General features: G+C 62.2%; 20 protein-coding genes and 1 pseudogene. 11 read left to right on the forward strand and 10 right to left on the reverse strand.

From position 1 onward, the window contains the following. The first annotated feature begins 92 nt into the window (after positions 1-92). The 6 genes from Q4G20_RS02325 to Q4G20_RS02350 all read left to right on the forward strand — a co-directional run bounded on the left by Q4G20_RS02325 (position 93) and on the right by Q4G20_RS02350 (position 6,058). On the forward strand, positions 93-653 hold the full coding sequence (locus Q4G20_RS02325) for a F0F1 ATP synthase subunit delta (RefSeq protein WP_303341716.1): 561 nt from the start codon (positions 93-95) through the stop codon (positions 651-653). Continuing rightward, positions 653-2,188: a F0F1 ATP synthase subunit alpha gene (gene atpA, locus Q4G20_RS02330; RefSeq protein WP_303341717.1), complete on the forward strand. Its 1,536-nt coding sequence runs from the start codon at positions 653-655 to the stop codon at positions 2,186-2,188. The genes Q4G20_RS02325 and atpA overlap by 1 nt, the downstream gene beginning before the upstream one ends. 12 nt (positions 2,189-2,200) lie before the next feature. Then, on the forward strand, positions 2,201-3,076 hold the full coding sequence (locus tag Q4G20_RS02335) for a F0F1 ATP synthase subunit gamma (RefSeq protein ID WP_303341719.1): 876 nt from the start codon (positions 2,201-2,203) through the stop codon (positions 3,074-3,076). Next, positions 3,077-4,096 carry a glycosyltransferase gene (locus Q4G20_RS02340; protein WP_303341721.1) on the forward strand — a complete coding sequence of 340 codons (1,020 nt, stop codon included), beginning with the start codon at positions 3,077-3,079 and terminating at the stop codon, positions 4,094-4,096. A 78-nt stretch (positions 4,097-4,174) separates the two neighbouring features. Then, positions 4,175-5,599: a F0F1 ATP synthase subunit beta gene (gene atpD / locus Q4G20_RS02345; protein ID WP_303341723.1), complete on the forward strand. Its 1,425-nt coding sequence runs from the start codon at positions 4,175-4,177 to the stop codon at positions 5,597-5,599. A gap of 9 nt (positions 5,600-5,608) precedes the next feature. After that, entirely contained in the window at positions 5,609-6,058 is a 450-nt protein-coding gene (locus tag Q4G20_RS02350; RefSeq protein WP_303341726.1) for a F0F1 ATP synthase subunit epsilon, read from the forward strand. A 40-nt stretch (positions 6,059-6,098) separates the two neighbouring features. On the opposite strand, the gene Q4G20_RS02355 is transcribed toward Q4G20_RS02350, so the two are convergent. Together Q4G20_RS02355 and Q4G20_RS02360 are read right to left on the reverse strand one after the other, a co-directional pair. After that, positions 6,099-6,866 carry an alpha/beta fold hydrolase gene (locus tag Q4G20_RS02355; RefSeq protein ID WP_303341727.1) on the reverse strand — a complete coding sequence of 256 codons (768 nt, stop codon included), beginning with the start codon at positions 6,864-6,866 and terminating at the stop codon, positions 6,099-6,101. Further along, a complete protein-coding gene (locus Q4G20_RS02360; RefSeq protein ID WP_303341728.1) occupies positions 6,863-7,459 on the reverse strand; it encodes a 2-hydroxychromene-2-carboxylate isomerase in 597 nt (198 codons plus the stop codon). Before Q4G20_RS02360 ends, Q4G20_RS02355 begins: the two co-directional genes overlap by 4 nt. 84 nt (positions 7,460-7,543) lie before the next feature. Here Q4G20_RS02360 and Q4G20_RS02365 point away from each other — a divergent pair, with 84 nt between their 5' ends. Then, positions 7,544-8,566 (forward strand): ribose-phosphate pyrophosphokinase, encoded by a 1,023-nt coding sequence (locus Q4G20_RS02365; RefSeq protein ID WP_303341729.1) that lies wholly within the window; start codon positions 7,544-7,546, stop codon positions 8,564-8,566. Between the two features lie 33 nt (positions 8,567-8,599). On the opposite strand, the gene purD is transcribed toward Q4G20_RS02365, so the two are convergent. Beyond that, on the reverse strand, positions 8,600-9,856 hold the full coding sequence (gene purD, locus Q4G20_RS02370) for a phosphoribosylamine--glycine ligase (protein WP_303341730.1): 1,257 nt from the start codon (positions 9,854-9,856) through the stop codon (positions 8,600-8,602). A gap of 61 nt (positions 9,857-9,917) precedes the next feature. Between purD and xseA the strand changes: the two genes are divergently transcribed. After that, positions 9,918-11,537: an exodeoxyribonuclease VII large subunit gene (xseA, locus tag Q4G20_RS02375; protein ID WP_303341731.1), complete on the forward strand. Its 1,620-nt coding sequence runs from the start codon at positions 9,918-9,920 to the stop codon at positions 11,535-11,537. Positions 11,538-11,594: 57 nt separating this feature from the next. Here the strand turns inward: xseA and Q4G20_RS02380 are convergent, their stop codons facing one another. Beyond that, positions 11,595-12,797: an MFS transporter gene (locus tag Q4G20_RS02380; protein WP_303341732.1), complete on the reverse strand. Its 1,203-nt coding sequence runs from the start codon at positions 12,795-12,797 to the stop codon at positions 11,595-11,597. A 2-nt stretch (positions 12,798-12,799) separates the two neighbouring features. Next, positions 12,800-13,441 carry a bifunctional 4-hydroxy-2-oxoglutarate aldolase/2-dehydro-3-deoxy-phosphogluconate aldolase gene (gene eda, locus Q4G20_RS02385; protein ID WP_303341733.1) on the reverse strand — a complete coding sequence of 214 codons (642 nt, stop codon included), beginning with the start codon at positions 13,439-13,441 and terminating at the stop codon, positions 12,800-12,802. Between the two features lie 247 nt (positions 13,442-13,688). Here eda and rpsB point away from each other — a divergent pair, with 247 nt between their 5' ends. The 3 genes and pseudogenes from rpsB to rpiB all read left to right on the forward strand — a co-directional run bounded on the left by rpsB (position 13,689) and on the right by rpiB (position 16,446). Then, positions 13,689-14,462 (forward strand): 30S ribosomal protein S2, encoded by a 774-nt coding sequence (rpsB, locus tag Q4G20_RS02390; RefSeq protein WP_303341734.1) that lies wholly within the window; start codon positions 13,689-13,691, stop codon positions 14,460-14,462. 85 nt (positions 14,463-14,547) lie between these two features. Then, the gene (gene tsf, locus Q4G20_RS02395; RefSeq protein ID WP_303341735.1) at positions 14,548-15,426 is read left to right on the forward strand and encodes a translation elongation factor Ts; all 879 of its coding nucleotides are present in this window, start codon (positions 14,548-14,550) and stop codon (positions 15,424-15,426) included. 564 nt (positions 15,427-15,990) lie between these two features. Next, positions 15,991-16,446: pseudogene (gene rpiB / locus Q4G20_RS02400) on the forward strand (ribose 5-phosphate isomerase B). A gap of 169 nt (positions 16,447-16,615) precedes the next feature. On the opposite strand, the gene Q4G20_RS02405 reads toward rpiB, so the two are convergent. From Q4G20_RS02405 to pepN, 5 genes are all read right to left on the reverse strand, one after another. Continuing rightward, the gene (locus Q4G20_RS02405) at positions 16,616-17,488 is read right to left on the reverse strand and encodes a 50S ribosomal protein L11 methyltransferase (RefSeq protein ID WP_303341736.1); all 873 of its coding nucleotides are present in this window, start codon (positions 17,486-17,488) and stop codon (positions 16,616-16,618) included. Continuing rightward, on the reverse strand, positions 17,485-18,063 hold the full coding sequence (msrA, locus tag Q4G20_RS02410) for a peptide-methionine (S)-S-oxide reductase MsrA (RefSeq protein ID WP_303341737.1): 579 nt from the start codon (positions 18,061-18,063) through the stop codon (positions 17,485-17,487). The genes Q4G20_RS02405 and msrA overlap by 4 nt, the downstream gene beginning before the upstream one ends. 116 nt (positions 18,064-18,179) lie before the next feature. Then, positions 18,180-18,950: a VPLPA-CTERM sorting domain-containing protein gene (locus tag Q4G20_RS02415; RefSeq protein ID WP_303341738.1), complete on the reverse strand. Its 771-nt coding sequence runs from the start codon at positions 18,948-18,950 to the stop codon at positions 18,180-18,182. Positions 18,951-19,085: 135 nt separating this feature from the next. Next, a complete protein-coding gene (locus Q4G20_RS02420; protein WP_303341739.1) occupies positions 19,086-19,892 on the reverse strand; it encodes a lysophospholipid acyltransferase family protein in 807 nt (268 codons plus the stop codon). Positions 19,893-19,996: 104 nt separating this feature from the next. Further along, the gene (gene pepN / locus Q4G20_RS02425; RefSeq protein ID WP_303341740.1) at positions 19,997-22,564 is read right to left on the reverse strand and encodes an aminopeptidase N; all 2,568 of its coding nucleotides are present in this window, start codon (positions 22,562-22,564) and stop codon (positions 19,997-19,999) included. Between the last annotated feature and the right edge of the window lie 72 nt (positions 22,565-22,636).

A 22,636-nucleotide genomic window follows, 5' to 3' on the forward strand; every position in this document is an offset into this window, starting at 1 on the left:
CCTGTGGCCGTGCCACCGCGACCCGCGACCCCGCGACTGACCGGAACCCTCCGGCCCGCCAGCGGGGTTTGCGCAAACCGTAAAGGATGACCGTGGCCAACTCTGTTTCCATGTCCCAGAGCATCGCCGGGCGCTATGCGCAGGCCGTCTTCGAAATCGTCAAAGACGAAGGGGGGCTGGACAATCTGGCCCGCCAGATCGACGAACTGGACGCCACGCTGACCAACAGCGCCGATCTGCGCGATCTGATTTCGTCGCCGATCTATACCCGCGACCAACAGGCGGGGGCGATTGCGTCGATCACTGACAAGATGGGCCTGTCGGCCACGCTTGCCAATACGCTGAAACTGATGGCGAAGAATCGCCGTCTGTTCGTGCTGCCGCAACTGGTGGCGCGTTTGTCGGACCTGATCGCGGCGGAACGCGGCGAAATGACCGCCGATGTTACGACCGCCGCCCCGCTGACCGATGAACAGCAACAGCGGCTGAAAGACACCCTTGCCGAAAAATCGGGCAAGACAATCAAACTGAACACGCGCGTCGATGAATCCCTCATTGGCGGCATGATCGTTAAGCTGGGCTCGCAGATGATCGATTCGTCGGTCCGCAGCAAGCTCGCTTCCCTTCAGAACGTCATGAAAGAGGTCGGATAATGGGAATCCAGGCTGCCGAGATTTCGGCGATCCTCAAAGACCAGATCAAGAACTTTGGCAAAGATGCCGAAGTTGCCGAGGTCGGTCAGGTGCTGTCCGTCGGTGACGGGATCGCCCGTGTCTATGGTCTGGACAATGTTCAGGCCGGTGAGATGGTCGAGTTTCCGGGCGGCATCCGCGGTATGGTGCTGAACCTTGAAACCGATAACGTCGGCGTCGTGATCTTTGGCGACGACCGCGAAATCAAAGAAGGCGACACCGTAAAGCGCACCCGCGCCATCGTGGACGTTCCGGTTGGTCCGGGCCTGCTGGGCCGCGTCGTGGACGCGCTGGGCAACCCGATCGACGGCAAAGGCCCGATCGAGGCGACCGAACGTCGCATCGCGGACGTAAAAGCACCCGGCATCATGCCGCGCAAATCGGTGCATGAACCGATGGCAACCGGCCTGAAATCGGTTGACGCCATGATCCCGGTTGGCCGTGGTCAGCGGGAACTGATCATTGGGGACCGTCAGACCGGCAAGACCGCGATTGCGCTGGACACCATCCTGAACCAGAAAAACTACAACGGCCGCGAAGATGAAGGGATGAAAACCCTGCATTGCTTCTATGTCGCCGTTGGCCAGAAGCGTTCGACCGTGGCGCAGTTGGTGAAGAAGCTGGAAGAAACCGGCGCGATGGCCTACACGACCATCATCGCCGCGACCGCGTCAGAACCGGCGCCGATGCAATATCTGGCCCCCTATGCTGCGACCGCGATGGCGGAATATTTCCGCGACAACGGCAAAGATGCGCTGATCATCTATGACGACCTGTCCAAACAGGCCGTGGCTTACCGCCAGATGTCGCTGCTGCTGCGCCGTCCGCCGGGGCGCGAAGCCTATCCGGGCGACGTGTTCTATCTGCACTCGCGCCTGCTGGAGCGTTCGGCCAAGCTGAACGAGGACTTTGGTGCCGGTTCGCTGACCGCTCTGCCGATCATCGAAACGCAGGCGGGCGACGTGTCGGCCTATATTCCGACCAACGTGATCTCGATCACCGACGGGCAGATCTTCCTTGAGACGGAACTGTTCTTCCAGGGCATCCGCCCGGCCGTGAACACCGGTCTGTCGGTGTCGCGCGTGGGTTCGGCTGCTCAGACCAAGGCGATGAAATCCGTCGCCGGTCCGGTTAAGCTGGAGCTGGCGCAGTATCGCGAAATGGCGGCCTTTGCGCAGTTCGGTTCCGATCTGGACGCCGCAACGCAGCGCCTGCTGAACCGCGGTGCCCGCCTGACCGAGCTGATGAAACAGCCGCAATATCGCCCGCTGACGAACGCTGAAATCGTGATCGTCATCTATGCCGGGACCAAAGGTTACATCGACAACGTGCCGGTGCGCGACGTCGTGGCGTGGGAAGAAGGTCTGATCCAATTCCTGCGCAGCCAAAAGTCCGAATTGCTGGATGACATGACCACCAACGACCGTAAGGTTTCGGGTGATCTGGAATCGGCGATCAAAGCGGCGCTGGACGAATACAACAGCACCCGCGCCTGAGAGGGGGAATAGATGCCCAGCCTCAAGGATCTTAAAAACCGGATCGGAAGCGTTAAGAACACGCGGAAGATCACCAAGGCGATGCAAATGGTCGCTGCTGCGAAACTGCGCCGTGCGCAAGACGCAGCAGAGGCCGCGCGCCCCTATGCCGACCGCATGGCGGCGGTGATGGCCGGCCTGACCGCGAAAGCGGCAGGCGAGGCTGGCGCCCCCCGCCTGTTGTCCGGCACGGGCAGCGATCAGCGTCACCTGTTGGTGGTCATGACGTCGGAACGCGGTTTGGCGGGGGGCTTTAACAGCTCGATCGTCAAACTGGCGCGCCAACACGCCGACCGTCTGCGCGCCCAAGGGAAAGATGTCGCCATCCTGACCGTGGGCAAAAAAGGCCGCGAACAGTTAAAACGTGATTACGGCAATCTGATTGTCGATCACGTCGATATGTCCGAGGTTAAGCGCGTGTCCTATGACAATGCGCGCGCGATTGCGGATGACGTGCTGGCCCGTTTCCAGAACGGCGATTACGACATCGCGACGATCTTCTATAACCGTTTCGCCTCGGTCATCAGTCAGGTGCCGACTGCGCGTCAGATCATCCCGGCCGAAGCGCCCGAAGATCAGCCGCAGGATGTATCGTCGCTGTATGATTACGAACCCGGCGAAGACGCGATTCTGGAAGATTTGCTGCCCCGTTCGGTGGCGACGCAAATCTTTGCGGCGCTTTTGGAAAATGCGGCGTCCGAACAGGGCGCGCGGATGACGGCCATGGACAACGCAACGCGCAATGCGGGCGATATGATCGACCGCCTGACGACCGAATACAACCGGTCGCGTCAGGCTGCGATTACCAAGGAACTCATCGAAATCATTTCGGGCGCCGAGGCGCTGTAAATGATGAAACAGGGCGAAGTCACTGTGGCGATTATTCATCCCTCGGTTGACGAAGGGGGGCGTTGGATCGACGATTTTGTTGATCCTGCCGCCCCCTATCGCTTTGTGAAATTTGGGCCAAACCGTGCGCCGCTGAACTGGCACAAACGGGGCAAAACGACCACGCGCGCCGAATGGCGAAACCATTTTGCGCAGGCCTATCGCGCCATGAAAACGCGGCCCGATCTGGTGGTGGCCAGCTTTCCGCCGCTGACTTTTGCCTGCTGCGTGCTGAAAACGCTGATGTTCAGCAAAACCCGCATCATCGGGTGGAGTTTCAACTTTGGCGGGGCCAGCAAATCGAAACTGGCCGCCGTCTATGGCCGTGTGTTCCGCCGTGCTGCGGCATTGGTGGTTCATTCAACGGCGGAAATTGCGTTTTACGCGCGGGCCTTTGGTCTGGCACCCGATCGACTGCGGTTTATTCCCTATCAGCAGGGCGAATTGACGGCGGCGGAACCGGATGAGTGCTTTGATCTGGTGGCGATGGGGTCGGCGGGGCGCGATTATGCGGCGCTGTGCGATGCGGTGCGTGGCACCGGGTTGCGCGTGCTGGTCATCGCCAAACCCTCGGCGCTGAACGGCATCGACATCCCGGACGAAGTCGAATGTCGCGCCGATCTGACCCTGCCGGAATGTCATTCTCTGTCCTTGTCTGCGCCGCTTGCGGTGCTGCCGGTCAGCGAAACATCCTCGGCAGCGGGGCAGGTGACGGTGTTGATTGCGATGGCCCAAGGGCGCGCGATCATCGCGACCCGCTGCCCCGGCACCGAAGATTATCTGACGGATGGGGTCGATTCGGTCTTGGTGCCGCCGCATGATTCGGGCGCGCTGCGTGACGCAATTCTGGCGTTGCACAGTGACCCGGACCGGGCCAGCCGTCTTGGGCAAGCCGCCCAAGCGACATGGCAACAAAAATATTCTGACCCCGCCGCGGGGCAGAACCTGCGCGCACTTCTTGACGAAGTGACGGGTAAATAAACCGGTCAGGGGCTTGCATCCCGACCCTGAACGAAGCATCTAACGCCACACTATGGTGGCTGAGCGAAGGACCAAAGAATGGGACAAGGAACAGGTAAAATCACGCAGGTGATCGGCGCCGTCGTTGACGTGCAGTTCGACAGCCACCTGCCGGCGATTCTGAACGCGCTGGAAACCGAAAACAACGGCAAAAAGCTGGTGCTGGAAGTTGCGCAGCATCTGGGCGAAAACACCGTCCGCACCATCGCCATGGACTCCAGCGAAGGTCTGGTTCGTGGCGAAGCCGTGCGCGACACCGGCAAACCGATTTCGGTTCCGGTTGGCGACGCCACGCTGGGCCGTATTCTGAACGTGGTCGGCGAGCCGGTTGACGAAGGCGGTCCCGTCGTCGCAACCGAAACCCGCGCCATCCACCAGCCCGCGCCGGACTTCGCCGCACAGGCGACCAGCTCGGAAATTCTGGTGACGGGCATTAAGGTGATCGACCTGCTGGCCCCCTATTCCAAAGGCGGTAAAATCGGCCTGTTCGGCGGCGCCGGTGTGGGCAAAACCGTTCTGATCATGGAACTGATCAACAACATCGCCAAGGTGCATAGCGGTTATTCCGTGTTCGCCGGCGTGGGTGAGCGGACCCGTGAAGGCAACGACCTGTATCACGAAATGGTTGAATCGGGCGTTATCAAACCCGACAATCTGGCGGAATCGCAGGTGGCTCTGGTTTACGGTCAGATGAACGAGCCTCCGGGGGCGCGTATGCGTGTGGCGCTGACCGGTCTGACGCTGGCCGAACAGTTCCGCGATTCGACCGGGACCGACGTTCTGTTCTTTGTGGATAACATCTTCCGCTTTACCCAAGCGGGTTCGGAAGTGTCGGCACTGCTGGGCCGCATCCCGTCCGCCGTGGGGTATCAGCCGACGCTGGCCACCGACATGGGCGCGATGCAGGAACGCATCACCTCGACCAAGAACGGTTCGATCACCTCGATCCAGGCCGTTTACGTTCCGGCCGACGACTTGACCGACCCGGCACCGGCAACGACCTTTGCCCACCTGGACGCCACGACCGTTCTGTCGCGTGCGATTTCGGAACTGGGCATCTATCCGGCCGTTGACCCGCTGGATTCGAACAGCCGTATTCTGGACCCGGCCGTGGTGGGTGAAGAACATTACAAAGTGGCGCGCGACGTGCAGGGCATCCTGCAAAAATACAAGTCGCTGCAAGACATCATCGCCATTCTGGGCATGGACGAACTGTCCGAGGAAGACAAACTGACCGTGGCCCGCGCCCGGAAAATTCAGCGCTTCCTGTCGCAGCCCTTCGACGTGGCGAAAGTGTTCACTGGCTCGGACGGGGTTCAGGTTCCGCTGGAAAAAACCATCGCCTCGTTCAAGGCGGTTGTGGCTGGCGAATATGACCACCTGCCCGAAGCGGCCTTCTATATGGTTGGCGACATCGACGAGGTGAAGGCCAAGGCTGAACGTCTCGCGGCAGAAGCGGCGTAAGGGGGCGAAATGGCCGATACCATGCAGTTTGACCTTGTGTCACCGGAACGGAGCCTTGCCTCTGTTCAGGTGCGCGAGGTGCGCCTGCCGGGCAGCGACGGCGATCTGACCGCAATGCCCGGCCATTCGCCCGCGATCGTCACCCTGCGCCCCGGCATGGTTGTGCTGGTCGGCGCGGACGGTTCGACCCATGAATTCGCCGTCACCGGCGGGTTCGCCGAAATCAATCAGGAATCGGTCAGCCTGCTGGCTGAACGTGGTCACGCCCGCGCGGATCTGACGCAGGCGGTGTTCGATGACTTGATGCGCGACGCCCGCCGCGCGCAGAAGAGCGCCGAAGACCGTCGCGAAACCGTCGGCGAAGAGGTCGTGACCGCCGCTGTGAAGCTGGTGTCCGACATGCACGCCCTTGGCACGCATATTGGGTTGGACCCCAATTCCTCGACGGTTCCGAATTGATGTGAAACGAAAACCCCGGCCTTGGCGCCGGGGTTTTTGCTTAGGCGCGATCCAGATTCAACGCGATCAGGTCGGCCACCTGCGCCGGATGGGTCAATGGCAACATATGCCCCGCATCTGGCACCGTCGCGCGCCCCACATCCGGCAGCCGCGCGGCCAAGGCGTCCGCGATGCCATGCACCACGGGCGGGCTGTCGGCACCTGAAATCAGCAGAACCGGCGCGTCCAGTTGTTCCAACCCATCGGGTCGCAACATCCGGGCGGAATCGTCGCGCAGCACCGGCCCCATATCGTGCAGCAATTCGACCTGTCGCGCGATTTGCGCCTGAATCGGGGCGGGCATGGCGTCGAAATCGCCGCCGCCCCACGCCGCCAGAAACACCCGCGCCGCCGCTGCATGATCGCCCGCCTGCAAAAACGCCGCGATCTGCGCGTCCAATGCGTCCTGTGCCGCATCCGGCGCGGCGGCGAACAGCACGGGTTCAATCAGCGTTAACGACCGCACCGCATCGGGTGCGGCCACGGCAATGCGCAGCGCGACCGTCGCGCCCATGCTGTGACCGATCAGATCGACGGGGCGCGTGATAAACCCCGCCGCAATCCGCGTGACGGCGGTGTGATAATCGACGTCTGCGGGTTCCCATGCCGGACTGCGCCCATGCCCCGGCATATCGAACGCGCGCAGATCAACAGCGCCGTTCAGCCGTTCCGCGATTGGTCCCCATGCCGCGCCGCTGCCCATCAGGCAGTGCAGCGCCAAGGCCGGGCGGTCGGCCCCCGGCCAGTGCCGCGTGTAAACCCCGGTCATAGCGTGGCCAGATGGCGGTCCAGAAAGTCCAGCCGGTCCTGACCCCAGAACCGTTCTCCGCTGTCCTGCACAATGTAAAACGGCGCGCCGAACACGCCCGCCGTCACCGCCTGTTCCAGATTGCGGCCATAGGTTTCGGCGCCGACGAACAGCCCCTTATCCGCGATTGCGGGGTCGAAACCATGGGTGGCCAGAATGTCGCGGATGACCGAATCATCGCTGATGTCGCGATCTTCGGCCCAGACGGCGCGCAGGAACCCCTGCACCAGCGGGCCAACATCGCCGCCCCCCGCCTGCGCCGCGATGATGGCATAGGATGACGGTGCCATATTGACCGGCCAGAACGCGGGCCGCAGATTCAGGGCCATGCCCAGATGCTTGGCGCAGCGCGGCAGATCCTGATTGCGGTATTCCTGACGGCATACCGGGCGTTCGGCAAAGGGTTTCCCGCCGGTTCGCGCAAACAATTGCATCAAATCCAGCGGTTTATACGCGACCGTCGCGCCATGCCGCGCCGCGATCTGTTCCAGCCTGTCCCCCGCCAAATAGGCCCAGGGGCTGATCGTCCCGAAATAATAGTCGATGTGGGCCATCATATTTCCTTCATCATTTGCCCGCAGGCTAACCGGGTGATAAGGCGGGTGCAATCTGGCGAATCCATTGCAAAGGCCCCCGACATGCCCGTCATGACCGAACCAAAACTGATCTCTGGTAATGCCAACCGCCCCCTTGCGGGCGCGATTGCGCGGCGTATGTCGATGCATCGTGGCATGAATGTGGGCCTGTTGGACGCCCGCGTCGAACGATTCAACGATCAGGAAATCTTTGTCGAAGTGTTCGAAAACGTGCGCGGCGAAGATATGTATATCATTCAGCCGACCTCGAACCCCGCGAATGACAACCTGATGGAGCTGTTGATCATGACCGACGCGCTGCGCCGGTCGTCGGCATCGCGCATTACGGCGGTGATTCCGTATTTCGGTTACGCCCGTCAGGATCGCCGGGCCAAGGCGCGCACCCCCATTTCCGCAAAATTGGTCGCCAACCTGCTGACCGAGGCGGGCGTGGACCGCGTTCTGACGCTGGATCTGCATGCGGCGCAGATTCAGGGCTTCTTTGACGTGCCTGTGGATAACCTCTATGCGGCACCGGTCTTTGCCTTGGACGTTCAGCATCATTTCCGTGGGCGCATGGATGACATCATGGTGGTGTCGCCTGATGTGGGCGGCGTGGCCCGCGCGCGTGAATTGGCGCAGCGCATCGGCGCACCGCTGTCCATCGTCGATAAACGCCGCGAAAAGGCGGGCGAAGTGGCCGATATGACCGTCATCGGCGACGTGACGGGCAAGAAATGTATTATCGTTGACGATATTTGCGACACCGCCGGCACGCTGTGCAAGGCCGCGCAGGTTCTGATGGACGAAGGCGCGACCGAGGTTCACGCCTATATCACCCATGGCGTGTTGTCCGGCCCGGCGGTTGAACGGGTCAGCAAATCGGTGATGAAATCGCTGGTGATCACCGATTCGATTGCCCCGACTGATGCGGTTAAGAACGCCCCGAATATCCGCATCGTCCCGACCGCGCCGATGTTCGCGCAGGCGATTTTGAACATCTGGAACGGCACTTCGGTCAGTTCGCTGTTTGAATTGGAAACGCTGGGTCCGATCTATGAAGGGCTGTATTCCAGCGGCGAATAAGATGTGCGGCCCGCCATTGGCGGGCCGTTTCCTTTACAGCGCGCGCCAGCCAATATCGCGGCGGCAAAAGCCCTGCGGCCAGTCGATCGCGTCCACCTGCGCATAGGCGCGCTGATGCGCCTGTTCCAACGTCTCGCCCCGGCCGGTGCAGGCCAGAACACGCCCGCCGGTCGCGATGATCTGCCCGTCCTCTGTCGCGGTTCCGGCGTGGAAGGTCATGGTGAAGCTGTCTTCGGTCAGGGCGTCCAAGCCTTTGATAACGCTGCCTTTGTCATAGGCGCCGGGGTATCCCTGTGCGGCCAGAACCACGGTCAGCGCATGATCATCTGCCCATGTCACCCGCGCCTGATCCAAGGTGCCGCGCGCACAGGCCAGCAGCAGATCCAGCACCTGCGCCCCCAGCCGCATCATCAGCACCTGACATTCCGGGTCGCCAAAGCGCACATTGTATTCGACCAGCCGCGCCTGACCATCCGCGATCATCAGCCCCGCGAACAACACCCCCTGAAACGGCGTGCCGCGCCGCGCCATTTCCGCCACGCTGGGCCGCACGATCTGGTCCATCACCTGATCTTGCAGGACAGGGGTCAGCACCGGCGCGGGGCTGTATGCGCCCATGCCGCCGGTATTCGGCCCCGTATCGCCGTCGCCCACGCGTTTATGATCCTGCGCCGTGCCAACAGGCAGGCAGGTGGTGCCGTCCGACAGAATGAAAAAGCTGGCTTCTTCGCCCGCCATAAATTCCTCGATCACGACCGAGGTGTCGCCGAATTCGCCGTCGAAAATCAGGTCGATGGCGTCATGCGCCTGCTGGACGGTTTCGGCCACGGTCACGCCTTTGCCTGCGGCCAGACCATCGGCCTTCACCACGATGGGCGCGCCTTGCTGGGTGACATAATCGCGCGCGGCGGCGGCGTCCGTGAACCGCGCCCACGCGGCGGTCGGCGCGCCGCAGGCATCGCAGATTTCCTTGGTAAACGCCTTGGACGCCTCAAGCTGGGCGGCGGCCTGCGACGGACCAAACACCAGAAAACCGGCATCGCGCAGCGCGTCCGACACACCGGCGGCCAGAGGCGCTTCGGGGCCGATGATGATGAAATCAATGGCATTTTCCTGCGCGAACTCTAACACCTCGCTGCGCGACAGCACATCCAAGGCCGCACATTCCGCCACGCCCGCAATCCCCGCATTGCCCGGCGCGACGATCAGCCGGTCGCATTTCGGGTTCTGCCGGATCGCCCAAGCCAGCGCATGTTCACGCCCGCCGCCGCCTAAAATCAGGATATTCATGTGCCGCCCTTTCGTTCATCGTTGCGGCGTTCTAATCTGCCGCGCAAAGGGGAACAAGCGCATGGACCTGATCGACGAACCGCTGCCGGGCAATAACGCCCATGAATTCACCGTGTCGGAGCTGTCCGGCGCGGTCAAACGCAGCATCGAAGATCAATTCGGCCGCGTCCGCGTGCGCGCCGAGATCGGCCGCGTGTCCCGCCCGTCCTCGGGGCATCTGTATTTCGACCTGAAAGACGACCGCGCCGTTCTGGCCGCCGTGACGTGGAAAGGCCAGGCCGCCCGCCTGACCCAGCGCCCCGAAGAGGGGCTTGAGGTGATCGCAACCGGCCGCCTGACCACCTTTCCGGGGCAGTCCAAATATCAGATGATCGTGGATCAGATCGAACCGGCGGGTGCCGGGGCGCTGATGGCGATGCTGGAAAAACGCCGTCACGCACTGGCCGCCGAGGGATTGTTTGACGACGCCCGCAAACGCCCGCTGCCCTATCTGCCGGGGGTGATTGGGGTGGTGACCTCGCCTTCGGGGGCGGTGATCCGCGACATTCTGCACCGTTTGCGCGACCGTTTCCCCAGCCGCGTGGTGATCTGGCCCGTCGCGGTGCAGGGCGATGCCTGCGCGCCGCAGGTCGCCGCGGCGATTCGGGGCTTTAACGATCTGCCGGATCATGGCCCGGTGCCGCGCCCCGATCTGATTATCGTGGCGCGTGGCGGCGGCAGTCTGGAAGATCTGTGGGGCTTTAACGAAGAAATCGTTGTGCGCGCCGCCGCCGACAGCCGGATCCCGCTGATCTCTGCCGTCGGGCATGAAACCGACACGACGCTGATTGATTTCGCATCCGACCGCCGCGCGCCGACGCCGACTGCCGCCGCCGAAATCGCGGTGCCGGTGCGCGCCGATCTGGCCGCGCGTCTGGCCGATCACGGCGCGCGGATGGTGCGGGCGAAAATGCTGCGCATCGACCGCCCGCGCCAACGTCTGCGCGATTTGTCCCGCGCCATGGGCCGCCCCGCTGCCCTGACCGAAGGCCCGCGACAGCGATTCGACCTGTGGGCCGCGCGTCTGGAACCCGCTTTGCGCGGGCTGGTGCGCGACCGTCGCCACCGTTTGCAGGCGCTGCAACTGGGGCGGCCCACGGCGCTGACCGATGCCGCGCAGCAACGGCTGACGCTGTGGGGCGCGCGGTTGCGTCCGGGCCTGCGCGGGCTGGTGCGGCAGCGGCAACAGGAACTGACCTCTGGCGCGGCGCGGCTGATGGCGGCGCGGATGCGTCCGTTGGAACGGCCCAGCGACCGGCTGGCGCAGTTGCACAGCCGCCTGACCGGATCGCTGCAACGCCTGCTGACCACGGCGCGCGACCGGAATATCGCGCAACGCGACCGCCTGAATGATCTGATGCAACGCATTGATGTTACGATGAAACGCGGGCTTTCCTCGCGTGCGGATCACTTGGCGCGGCTGGACCGGATGCGGCAAACCTTGGGCTATACCGAAACGCTGAAACGCGGCTTTGCGGTGGTGCATGGGGCGAATGGGCTGCTGACCTCGGCCCGCGATGCGGCGGCCACGCCGCAGTTTCAGATCGAATTCGCCGATGGTCGCGTGGATGCCGCACCTCTGAAATCCACGCCAAAGCCGCGCCGCAAACCGCCGGAATCGCAGCAAAAAACGCTGTTGTAGTTTCTTCTGTGCAAAAATACTCAATTCGCAACCGTGCCACCTAAGCGCGGTTGCAGGTTATGCGTCCTTGGGCCGCAGCATCAGCCAGATCAGCGCGCCCCCCGCCAGCACCAGAAACGGCAGCATGGCAAGGTTCACGGCGTTCCAGCCCGATTGCGCCGATCCGCCAAGGCAGTTCATCAGCCCGCCCGACGACAGCGAGGCCAGAAACACGCCGCCGAACACCACGGCGTCGTTCAGCCCCTGCACCCGCCCGCGCTCCTGTGGCGAATGGGCGCGGGTCAGCATCGCCGTTGCGCCGATATAGCCGAAATTCCAGCCCAGCCCCAACAGGATCAGTGACACATAGAAATGCCCCAGCTCGACCCCGGACAGGGCGACGGCCCCCGAGCCGGCAAGGATCAGCAGCCCCGCCGCCACAATGCGCGGCGCACCAAATCGCGCGATCAGATGGCCGGTAAAGAAGCTGGGCGCGAACATGGCCAGCACATGTGCGCTGACGATATTCGCCGCGTCAGTTGCGGCAAATCCGCAGCCGACCACCGCCAGCGGGGTAGAGGTCATGACCAAATTCATCAGCGCATAGGCAACCATGCCGCAGATCATCGCAACAATAATCACCGGGCTGCGCAGGATTTCGGACATGGGGCGTCCGGCGCTGCTGCCCGGCGCAGGGGCGGGCGGGCGCGGAATGTCCAGAAAGGCGAACAAAAACGGCCCGGTAAGGTTCAGCAGCATCACCGCGATATAGGTGGCCAGAAACGGCACCACGCTGATATCGGCGGTGCTGCGCACAATTGCGGGGCCAATGATCGCCGCGGCCAGCCCACCCGCCATCACCCAACTGATCGCGCGCGGGGCGAAATCATCGGGTGCGGTGTCCGTCGCAGCAAAGCGGTAAAAACCCTGCGCTGACATATAGATGCCGGTAAAAGTTGATCCTGCCATGAACAGCCAGAACGACCCAATCCACAGTCCCGCCGCCGCAATCGCAGCACCTGTGGCGCCCGCCAGAACGGCCAGCAGAAAGCCTGCTTTGCGTCCGGCACTCTGCATAAATCGCGCCAGCGGGCGCGCCGACAGGGCGGACCCCAGAATGATCATCGACAGCGGCAGCGTTGCGATGCAGGGGTTCGGGGCCAGCATCTGACCGGCCAGCCCGCCGACAATAAAAATCGTGGACATTTGCGCGCCAAGGATCGCATTGGCCGCAACCAAGACCCACATATTGCGGCGCGCGCGCGCCAGGTCCGGGGTCATGGTTAACCGCGCAAACCGGCGGCGGCGCGGGCGCGGTCTTCGATTGCGGACCAGTTGCCCGCGATCATGTCCGCGTCAGTCACGATCCAGCTGCCGCCGACGCAGACCACATTCGGCAGCGCCAGATAGTCGCCTGCATTTTGTGGCGACACGCCGCCCGTGGGGCAGAAATGAACCCGCGGCAAGGGACCAGCCAGCGATTTCAGGGCAGGGGCGCCGCCCACAGCCTCGGCCGGGAAGAATTTCAGCATGTCGAAACCGGCGTCAGCGGCGCGCATCACCTCGGACGCGGTGACGGCGCCGGGCAGCAGGGGCAGGTCCAGTTCCGCGCAGGCGTCGATCAGGCGGTCGGTCAGGCCGGGGGATACGGCAAAGCTGGCGCCTGCATCTTTGGCCCGTTTGGCGTCATCGGACGTCAGCACGGTTCCCGCGCCGACATGCCCGCCCGCCACGCCAGACATGGCGCGAATCGCGTCCAATGCGGCGTCGGATCGCAGGGTCACCTCTAACACCGGCAGGCCGCCCGCGACCAAGGTCTGGGCCAGCATCTGCGCATGTCCGGCGTCCTTAATCACAATAACCGGGATCACCGGGGCCAATTGGCACAGGGCGCGGGTTTTTTGCGACTGGATTTGCGGGGTCATGGCGACATCCTTTGAATTTGCGGGTAAATTGCCCCCGCAACCCCGCCAATGCAAGCAAAAGCTGCAACCGTGGTGAATGCCCGGTTAACCACGATTGCGATTAAGGGGTTGCCATTTTCGGCGTCAGGGGGTAAGCGCAGCCCACTTCTCAGGCAAAGGCGGGCCGCCGCGGGAGACATCCGTGAACGGTCCACCGGTTGGGGCAATGCCCTGAAACCCTTTGCCAAGGCGCAAACCGGAAAGGAATATGGACATGGCGCTTCCTGAATTTTCGCTGCGTCAGCTGTTGGAAGCTGGCGTTCACTATGGTCACCAAACCCAGCGTTGGAACCCGCGCATGGGTGAATTCATCTATGGCGACCGTAACGGCATTCACATCATCGACCTGACCCAGACCGTCCCGATGCTGGACGCGGCTCTGCAAGTCGTGCGCGACACCGTGGCCAAAGGTGGCCGCGTTCTGTTCGTCGGCACTAAGCGTCAGGCGCAGAAATCCATCGCCGAAGCTGCTGAAAAATCGGCGCAATTCTACATGAACCACCGCTGGCTGGGTGGCACGCTGACCAACTGGAAAACCGTGTCGCAGTCGATCAACCGCCTGAAGGCGATTGACGAAACCATGGCTTCGGGTGCCGAAGGCATGACCAAAAAAGAACGCCTGCAACTGGAGCGTGAGCAGCAGAAACTGCAAGCCTCGCTGGGCGGGATCCGCGATATGGGCGGTCTGCCCGACCTGCTGTTCGTCGTGGACGTGAACAAAGAAGACCTGGCCATTCTGGAAGCCAAAAAACTGGGCATCCCGGTTGTGGCTGTGGTCGACACCAACTGTTCGCCCGATGGCGTGGACTATATCATCCCCGGCAACGACGACGCGGCACGCGCGATTGCGCTGTATTGCGATCTGGCCAGCCGTGCGGCTCTGGATGGGATGTCGGCGCAGATGGGCGCGGCGGGCGTTGACGTTGGCGCATTGGCCGAAGCCCCCGAAGAACTGCTGGAAGACGAAGCCGCCGAGGCTTGATTTGGTCCGCGCGACCAAAATGTTACTGAATTGTCATCAGGCGGGGATATGCCCCGCCTGACGCATTGACCCGAAGGAGACTTCCATGAGCATTACCGCTGCAATGGTGAAAGAACTGCGCGAAACGACCGGCGCGGGCATGATGGACGCCAAAAAGGCACTGACCGAAACCAATGGCGACATGGAAGCCGCCGTTGACTGGCTGCGCACCAAGGGTCTGGCCAAAGCCGCCAAGAAATCGGGCCGTGTTGCCGCCGAAGGTCTGGTCGCTGTTGCCGTGACCGCCGGTAAAGGCGTCGCGGTCGAGGTGAACTCGGAAACCGACTTCGTTGGCAAAAACGAAGAATTCCAGACGATGGTTCGCAAAATCGCGCAAGCCGCGCTGAACGTGGACAGCGTCGAGGCGCTGAACAACGAACAGATCGACGGTAAAGCGGTTTCGGAAATCCTGACCGACGCCATCGCGAAAATCGGCGAAAACATGACCCTGCGCCGCATGGTCGTGGTGACTGCGCCGACCGTTGTCAGCTATGTCCACAACGCCGCTGCCGAAGGCATGGGCAAGATCGGCGTTCTGGTTGGTCTGGACGGCGGCAATGACGACATCGGCCGTCAGATTGCGATGCACGTCGCGGCAACCTCGCCCGCCTCGCTGGACGAAAACGATCTGGACCCGACCTTGGTCGAGCGTGAAAAGCAGGTTCTGACCGAACAGGCGCGCGAATCGGGCAAACCTGATGCCGTGATCGAAAAGATGATCGAAGGCCGTATGAAGAAATTCTTCGAAGAGGTCACTCTGACCGGCCAGAAATTCGTCATCAATCCTGACCTGACCGTTGCTGAAGCCGCGAAAGAGGCTGGCGCAACCGTCAAAGCCTTCGCCCGCGTCGCCGTTGGCGAAGGCATTGAGAAAAAAGAAGAAGATTTCGCCGCAGAGGTCGCCAAAACGCTGGCTGGCAACTGATTTTCGGTGCTATCGGATGGAAAAACCGGCCTTTGGGCCGGTTTTTTTATATTGATGATGCGGCGTGTTTAGCCTGCTTTCGTGATGGGTGAGGCTGGGAGGGTGTCCGGTGATTCGGATCCCGAAAAACTGGACAGTGACGCTTCGGATGCTGACCTTTGCCACTGAGCGCGTGTTAATCAACGTGATCGGACGGGTGGGGTGTTTCCGGGGTTGCGCCTGTGGAGATCACCTCGACGCTCTGCCGTATGCCGCCGGCCGTTGGTGATCGCAATGAAAAATCGGCCCCCTTTGGCCGGTTTGATCGGTGTGTCGATGGGTGACGCTTTGGTGATGGGTCGGGGTGAGAGCATCGGCGGTTGGGTCTGCTATCCGGTGGTCCGGGTCCAGAAAACCCGTGCAATTACGCGGCGGATGCCGACCTTTGCCGCTGAGGGCGTGTTAGCCACAATGTGTGAAGAGCGGCGTTACCAGAACCGGCATGGTAGGGACAGAGGGCCGTCGGGCACGGGGGCGCTCCCCGTCCAGCCCCCCCCAATTCACACAAAATACAAGGCCCCGTAGATGACCGTCAACAACCGTATCGTCCTTTCCAGCGATCACGCAGCAATCCCGCTTCGACAGGTGATCGCCGATCATGTCGCGGCACGGAACTGGGAGGTGGTCGGTATCGGGCCGACATTCCCTGAAAGCACCCACTACCCCACGCACGGCGAAGCGGCGGCGCGGCGTGTCGCCTCCGGCGACTGTCGGCTGGGCATCATCCTGGCGGCACCGGACAGGGCAGCATGATTGCGGCGAACAAGATCACGGGCATCCGTTGTGGCGTCTGCGCCGACACATTTTCGGCCGGCATGATCCGCCGGCACAACGATGCAAACATGCTTGCATTGGGGCCCGGGTGATCGGCGAAGGGCTAGCGCCGATATCGTAGATGCGTTTCTGAATACCGAGTTCGAGAGCGGTCGGCACGCGACTCGAGTAGAGATGATCAAAAAACTGGAAGAGCTAGGCGGCTGACACGGGACCGATCGTTTCGTCCCGAGATCGGATGGGGCAGGACTTTCCAGGGTTGCGCCGGTGGTCATCACCCGAAAAGGATGCGCGTATAATTGCCGCGATATGTCGCCGCTAAAATGCGCGCAGCCCGCCCCGACCTTCATCGGATCGCGCCACGCAATCCCGTCGATCAATCGGCGCGCGTCATGGTCAGCGTGGACCAATCGCCCAGATCGTCGCGCTGATTCAGACCAAAGCCCGCATCCTGATAGGCGGCGATAACTTCATCGGCCTGCGTGGTCAGGATGCCCGACAGGATGATCTTGCCGCCCGCGCGGACGTAACGCGCCATATCGCCGCGCAGGTCAATCAGCGGCTGTTTCAGGATATTGGCCAGCACCAGATCATAGGGCGCGGCGCGGTCTAGCAGGACATGATCGAAACCCGCGGCCTCAATACATTCGACGCGGCCATCCAGACCGTTGGCGATGACGTTCGCCGCCGCCGTATCAACGGCCACGGGGTCAATATCGCTGGCCAGAACCGTGACCGGCCAGATGCGCGCGGCCCCCACGGCCAAAACGGCGGTGCCGCACCCAATGTCGGCGATGCGATGCGCGTCAAAACCCGCGACGGCCAGACGGTCCAAAGCCTCAAGACAGCCTTTGGTCGTGTTGTGATGGCCGGTGCCGAACGCCATGGCGGCCTCGATGCACAGCGCTTCGACGCCTTCGGGAACCTGATCGGCGTCATGGCTGCCATGAACGTAAAACCGCCCCGCCTGAACCGGAGTCAATTCGCGCCGCACATGGGCGACCCAATCCACCTCGGGCAATTCGCTGATGACAAAGGGCTGCGCGCCATGCGCCGCCGCCAACAGGGCAAGCGCGACTTCGTCCGGGGCCTCGGTGAAATAGGCGCCGACTTCCCAGCGTTCGGACCCGTCTTCGATTTCGAAAATACCGGTGCCAACGGGTTCGGGGATCAGCGCCTCGCAGGCGTCGGACAGTGCTTCGGCGGCGTCGCGACCGGGCAGATGGGTCAGCGCGGTAAAGGTGGTCATGATGTCACATCCGGGTTGGGCATGGACGCCATTACCCCGGTGCCACGCAACCCGCAATAACCGTCGGGATTCTTATGCAAATATTGCTGATGCGCGTCATGGGCGGGCCAGAACGGCACGGGGTCGATAATGTCGGTGGTGATGTTGTCAAACCCCTGCACGGCCAGACGGTTGCCGTAATCAATGCGCGATGCCTCGGCTGCGGCGGCCTGGCTGTCATTCATGGCGACGATCAGGCTGCGATATTGGCTGCCCACATCATTGCCCTGCCGGTTGCCTTGGGTCGGGTTGTGGTTTTCCCAAAACAGTTGCAGCAGGTGATCGTAACTGACGGCCGAGCTGTCAAAGACGATCCGCACCACCTCGGCATGGCCGGTTTGGCCGGCGCAGACCTGTTCATAGCTGGGGTTGTCCACATGCCCGCCCGCAAAACCGACCTGAGTCAGCCACACGCCGTTCTGTTTCCAAAACAGCCGTTCAACGCCCCAGTAACACCCCATACCGAAGATCGCCTGATCATATCCGTGCGGAATGTCGTCGGTCAGGGGGCGGTTGAAAATGGCGTGTTGGGTCATCGTGGCACCTGCTGCGCATTGGGGTGCGGCATGGTGTTACGGATCATAACCGGCGTCAAGGGCGACCGAATGAGAACAGGGCCGCGGATGGTGCGGCCCTGTTGGTGTCGATGTGATCAGGCTTTGCGGCGGCGCAGCGCGACCATGGCGCCCAGACCCAGCACCAGCATCGGTGCCGCCGCCGGCAGCGGCACGGGCGCGGGCTGAACCACGTCAACCGTCACATTGGTGGTTTCGAATTCAAAACCGATCAGCAATTCGCCCGGCACATGCGCGCAGCAACGCTCACCAATCGCGATCATGTCCACCAGTTCATAACGGCCCAAGCTGCGTTCCGCGGCATCGGTCGAGAAAGCCGAGGCCAGCGACGTCACATTGGCGGGCAGCCAGTTGAAGCCGATCCAGTCCTGCTGGATGTATTCGGACACCAGTTCCCATTCCGGCCGGTTGTATTCGCCCAAAAAGCCGGTCCGCGTCGATTGCAGGCCGAAACCTTCCATGAGTTCCTGGGTGTCTTGGTTCAGCAGGCGGCCAATGACGGCATAGCCTTCTTGCATCCATTCCAGTTCGGTCAGGGTCTCACCCACCCACAACTTGATCGAGGTGAACAGCGGGATGCGGTTATCGGTCTGCGCGCGGTCAATAAAATTGACGATGCCGTCGTCATTCGTGAACGGCCCGACTTGTTCGCGATAAGCGTTCGTCAGGTCATAGGTCCATTCGGTGCGGATCGCGGTGCCGGTCAGGTCGGACCCTGCGGGCGCGAACACGCCGACGTTATCATAGCCCGACGTGATCGTGCCCGAGGATGTGACGGTAACCACAGCAGCCGAAGCCGGCATTGCCGCCATGGTGGCGCAAAAGATAATCTGAGAAAATTTGTTCATGACATTCTCCTACATACTGCGAAATCTATTAACTTATACGTGATTGATTCGGGAAGTGTTATATTTTTGATAAATAACTTCTGGGTTTATGGTTAATGCCGGGACGCCGAATTAAATCAAAATTTTGGAATTATTTTATTTATTCGCTAATGTTAGCGTTATCTGTCGCAATTCCGCAATCGCCCGGTCACTGTCGCGGGGCAGGGTGGTGGGCTGGATGGGCGCACCGATGGTCACGGCATAGGGTTGGCGGGCTTTGTTCAGGACTTCGTTAAACAGGGTGACGTCGCGCAGGGTCGGGTGGAGGGCGTCCAAGAGGTAAAACAGCGCCGAGTTGCGCGCGCGGATATGCAGCGGGATGATCGGCACGTTGAATTTGCGCGCAATCATCGCGGCACTGGCCATCCATGGGCGTTCATGCAGCCGCAACCCGCGCCGTTTCGCCAGCCGCCCCGATGGAAAGATCAGCCCGATGCGCCCCTCTGACAGCGCCTGACGGGTGTAATCCATCGTCGCGCGGGTTTTGGCGTGGCTGCGTTTTTCCAGCCGCCATTCCACGGGCGCGATCAGCGATTGCATTTGCGGCAGCACGCGGATCATGTCCTGATTGGCATAGATGAACAGATCACCGCGTTTTTGCGCGATGATGTGATGCAGGATGATGCCATCGGCAATCCCGGTCGGGTGGTTCGCCACAATCAGCGCGGGGCCGGTTTGGGGCAGGTGATCTGCGCCCGTTACTTGCAGATCGCGCACAATCAGGTCGGCCATGTGGCGCATGATGTGATCGGTGGGCATATCGCGAAACTGCGCGCCCAGTTCCACCGTGCGGGGGTATTGCAGCAGCCGCATCATCACTGCGCGGCTGGCTCGGTTCAGGGTTCCGTCCGCGAACAGCCACGGCGCGCGTTCGGCAATCAGCGGATCCAGACGGGCGCGCATATCGGCCTGCGCGTCGGGGGGAGGGGTGGCTGCGGGGAACGTCGCGTCCCCCGGACCCCCTGCGGGATATTTAGGCACAGAAGATGCCGCAGAAGATACTCGCGTCATGCGCCTGCCGCGATCATGCGGCTGACCATTTCCCGCGTGTTCCGGCTGAGGCCGTCCGTCGCCGCAATCCGGTTCAGCGCAGCAACGGCATGGGCGCGGCGCGTGGCGTCATAGCGGGGCCAGGTTTCAAAGGCCGTGGACATGCGCGCCGCGATTTGTGGATTTACCGCGTCCATGCGGATCACCCAATCGGCGGTAAAGTCATAGCCCGACCCGTCGCCTGCGTGAAAGCCCGCATGATTGGCCGCCAGCCCGCCCAGCAATGCGCGGTAACGATTGGGGTTTTTCCAGTCGAAATCGGCGCGCGCGGCCAGTTCGGTGGACAGCGCGACCGCGCGGGCCGGATCGGCGGCCATGGGCTGCACCATGAACCATTTATCCATCACCAGCCGGTTGTCATGGAATTGATCATGCAGCGTTTGCAGCGCCTGATCGGCGCGGTTCTGCGCGATCAGCGCGGCCAAAGCGCCCATGCGTTCGGTCATGTTGGTGGCGTTGTTGAACAGGGCTTCGGCGCGGGTGCCGCCATCCAGACGCGACAGCAGCGACAGCGCCGCCAGACGCAGCGACCGGCGCGCGGCGGATGTTGCATCGGGGCTGTAGTCGCCCGGCACCGCCATAGCGTCGTAAATCCGCGCCAGAATGTCGTGATGCGCCTCGGCCGCGCGTTTGGCCAGCGTTTCGCGGGCCTGATGGATGGCATCGGGATCGGGGGTGACGCCGGTGTTGTGCAGAGCCGTGGCGATGTCATCTTCGGCTGGCAGCGACAGGCACAGGGCGCGGAAGGCCGGATCGGCGCTGTCATCCGTCAGCAGGCGACCGATGGCATCGACCCAAGCCGCGCCGGCGTCATGCCCCTGCGCCAGTTGGATCAGCGCGGACATAGCCAGATCGCGCCCCGCATCCCAGCGGGCGAAGGGGTCGGTGTCATGCGCCAGCAAAAACGCCCGCGTGTCATCGTCAATGGCGCGTTCCAGCACCACCGGCGCCGAAAAACCGCGCAGCACCGACACAACCGGACGCGCGCCAAGCCCGTCAAAGGTGAAGCTTTGCCGCGAATCCGTCATTTCCAGAATACGGGTCGGCATGATTTCATCGCCGTTCTGGCCGATCAGGCCCACGGCAATGGGGATCACGCGCGGCGCTTTGTCCGGTTGGCCGGGGGTGGGGGCGGTGTGCTGGTCAAAGGTCAGGGTCAGGGTGCCGTCGGCCCAATCCTCGGCCATGCGCAGGGTGGGGGTGCCGGCGTCGAAATACCAGCGGCTGAATTGCGTCATGTCGCGGCCCGTGGCGTCGGTAAAGACCTGCAACCAGTCTTCAATCGTGGCGGCGTCGCCATCGTGGCGGTCGAAATACAGGTCAAGCGCGGCACGATAGCCGTCGTCGCCGACCAGCCGTTTCAACATGCCGATCACCTCGGCCCCTTTTTCATAGACGGTTACGGTGTAGAAATTGTTGATTTCTTCGTAATGATCGGGGCGCGGGGGATGGGCCAGCGGTCCCGCATCTTCGCGGAACTGGCGGTTGCGCAGCAGGCGCACATCCTCGATCCGTTTGACGGCGGCGGAACGCAGGTCGCTGGTGAATTGCTGATCGCGGAACACGGTCAGCCCTTCTTTCAGGCACAGCTGGAACCAGTCGCGGCAGGTGATGCGGTTGCCGGTCCAGTTGTGGAAATATTCATGCGCGATCACCGCCTCGATCCGTTCGTAATCGGTGTCGGTGGCGGTGTCGGGGCTGGCCAGCACCAGTTTGCTGTTAAAGATGTTCAGCCCTTTGTTTTCCATCGCGCCCATGTTGAAATCATCCACGGCGACGATATTAAATTCGTTCAGATCGTATTCGCGGCCGTAAACGTCTTCGTCCCATTTCATGGATTTGATCAGCGATTCCAATGCGAACCATGCGCGGTCCTGATCGCCGGGACGCACCCAGACATTCAGCGCCGTGGGGTTGCCGGATTTGGTAGTAAAGCTGTCGCGGACCGCGACCAGATCACCCGCGACCAGAGCAAACAGGTAACAGGGTTTCGGCCATGGGTCGATCCAGACCGAACCCGTGCCATCGGACAGGCCGCGTTCGCCGTTGGACAATTCCACCGGCTGATCGCTGCGGATGGTGACGTGGAACGGAGCCATCACATCGGGCCGGTCGGGATAAAAGGTGATGTGGCGGAAGCCTTCGGCCTCGCATTGGGTGCAGTAAATGCCGCCGGACAGATACAGCCCTTCGCAGGTGGTGTTGGCCGTGGGGTTGATGACGACCTGCGTTTCCAGCGTGAAATCGCGGTCGGGCAGGGCGGCGGCGGCGATGATCAGGCGTTCATTCGTGACGGTCACGGCATCGCCATCAACCGCCTGCCCGTCGATCGTCAGCAGCCGCAGATCCACCCCCGCGCCGCCGTCCAGCACCAGATCCGCGCGTCCGGCGCGTGGGGTGAACGACAATTGCGCCGTCACCGTGGTGCGGGTCGGGTGCAGGTCAAACTCAAGCCGCGTTTGCGTCAGGATGAACGGAAACGGGGTGTAATCGGACAGGTGGTGAACCGGGTTGGGCTGCGTCATGGCGGGCTTTCGCTGATTGTGACGCGAAACGTCGCGCCGTGGCGGAACTGAACTGATGCTGTTGTGTTAAAG

It is taken from the genome of Paracoccus sp. (in: a-proteobacteria) (assembly GCF_030538495.1).
Classification (GTDB): Bacteria; Pseudomonadota; Alphaproteobacteria; order Rhodobacterales; family Rhodobacteraceae; genus Paracoccus.

Bases quoted from the DNA above. Each gene is read 5' to 3' on its own strand.
- atpA (WP_303341717.1), top strand. From the start codon at position 653: ATGGGAATCCAGGCTGCCGAGATTTCGGCGATCCTCAAAGACCAGATC.
- purD (WP_303341730.1), bottom strand. From the start codon at position 9,856: ATGAATATCCTGATTTTAGGCGGCGGCGGGCGTGAACATGCGCTGGCT.
- Q4G20_RS02355 (WP_303341727.1), bottom strand. From the start codon at position 6,866: ATGACCGGGGTTTACACGCGGCACTGGCCGGGGGCCGACCGCCCGGCC.
- atpD (WP_303341723.1), top strand. From the start codon at position 4,175: ATGGGACAAGGAACAGGTAAAATCACGCAGGTGATCGGCGCCGTCGTT.
- Q4G20_RS02405 (WP_303341736.1), bottom strand. From the start codon at position 17,488: ATGACCACCTTTACCGCGCTGACCCATCTGCCCGGTCGCGACGCCGCC.
- Q4G20_RS02380 (WP_303341732.1), bottom strand. From the start codon at position 12,797: ATGACCCCGGACCTGGCGCGCGCGCGCCGCAATATGTGGGTCTTGGTT.
- Q4G20_RS02360 (WP_303341728.1), bottom strand. From the start codon at position 7,459: ATGGCCCACATCGACTATTATTTCGGGACGATCAGCCCCTGGGCCTAT.
- Q4G20_RS02350 (WP_303341726.1), top strand. From the start codon at position 5,609: ATGGCCGATACCATGCAGTTTGACCTTGTGTCACCGGAACGGAGCCTT.
- msrA (WP_303341737.1), bottom strand. From the start codon at position 18,063: ATGACCCAACACGCCATTTTCAACCGCCCCCTGACCGACGACATTCCG.
- Q4G20_RS02340 (WP_303341721.1), top strand. From the start codon at position 3,077: ATGATGAAACAGGGCGAAGTCACTGTGGCGATTATTCATCCCTCGGTT.
- xseA (WP_303341731.1), top strand. From the start codon at position 9,918: ATGGACCTGATCGACGAACCGCTGCCGGGCAATAACGCCCATGAATTC.
- Q4G20_RS02420 (WP_303341739.1), bottom strand. From the start codon at position 19,892: ATGCGCGCCCGTCTGGATCCGCTGATTGCCGAACGCGCGCCGTGGCTG.
- rpsB (WP_303341734.1), top strand. From the start codon at position 13,689: ATGGACATGGCGCTTCCTGAATTTTCGCTGCGTCAGCTGTTGGAAGCT.
- Q4G20_RS02365 (WP_303341729.1), top strand. From the start codon at position 7,544: ATGCCCGTCATGACCGAACCAAAACTGATCTCTGGTAATGCCAACCGC.
- tsf (WP_303341735.1), top strand. From the start codon at position 14,548: ATGAGCATTACCGCTGCAATGGTGAAAGAACTGCGCGAAACGACCGGC.
- eda (WP_303341733.1), bottom strand. From the start codon at position 13,441: ATGACCCCGCAAATCCAGTCGCAAAAAACCCGCGCCCTGTGCCAATTG.
- Q4G20_RS02335 (WP_303341719.1), top strand. From the start codon at position 2,201: ATGCCCAGCCTCAAGGATCTTAAAAACCGGATCGGAAGCGTTAAGAAC.
- Q4G20_RS02415 (WP_303341738.1), bottom strand. From the start codon at position 18,950: ATGAACAAATTTTCTCAGATTATCTTTTGCGCCACCATGGCGGCAATG.
- pepN (WP_303341740.1), bottom strand. From the start codon at position 22,564: ATGACGCAGCCCAACCCGGTTCACCACCTGTCCGATTACACCCCGTTT.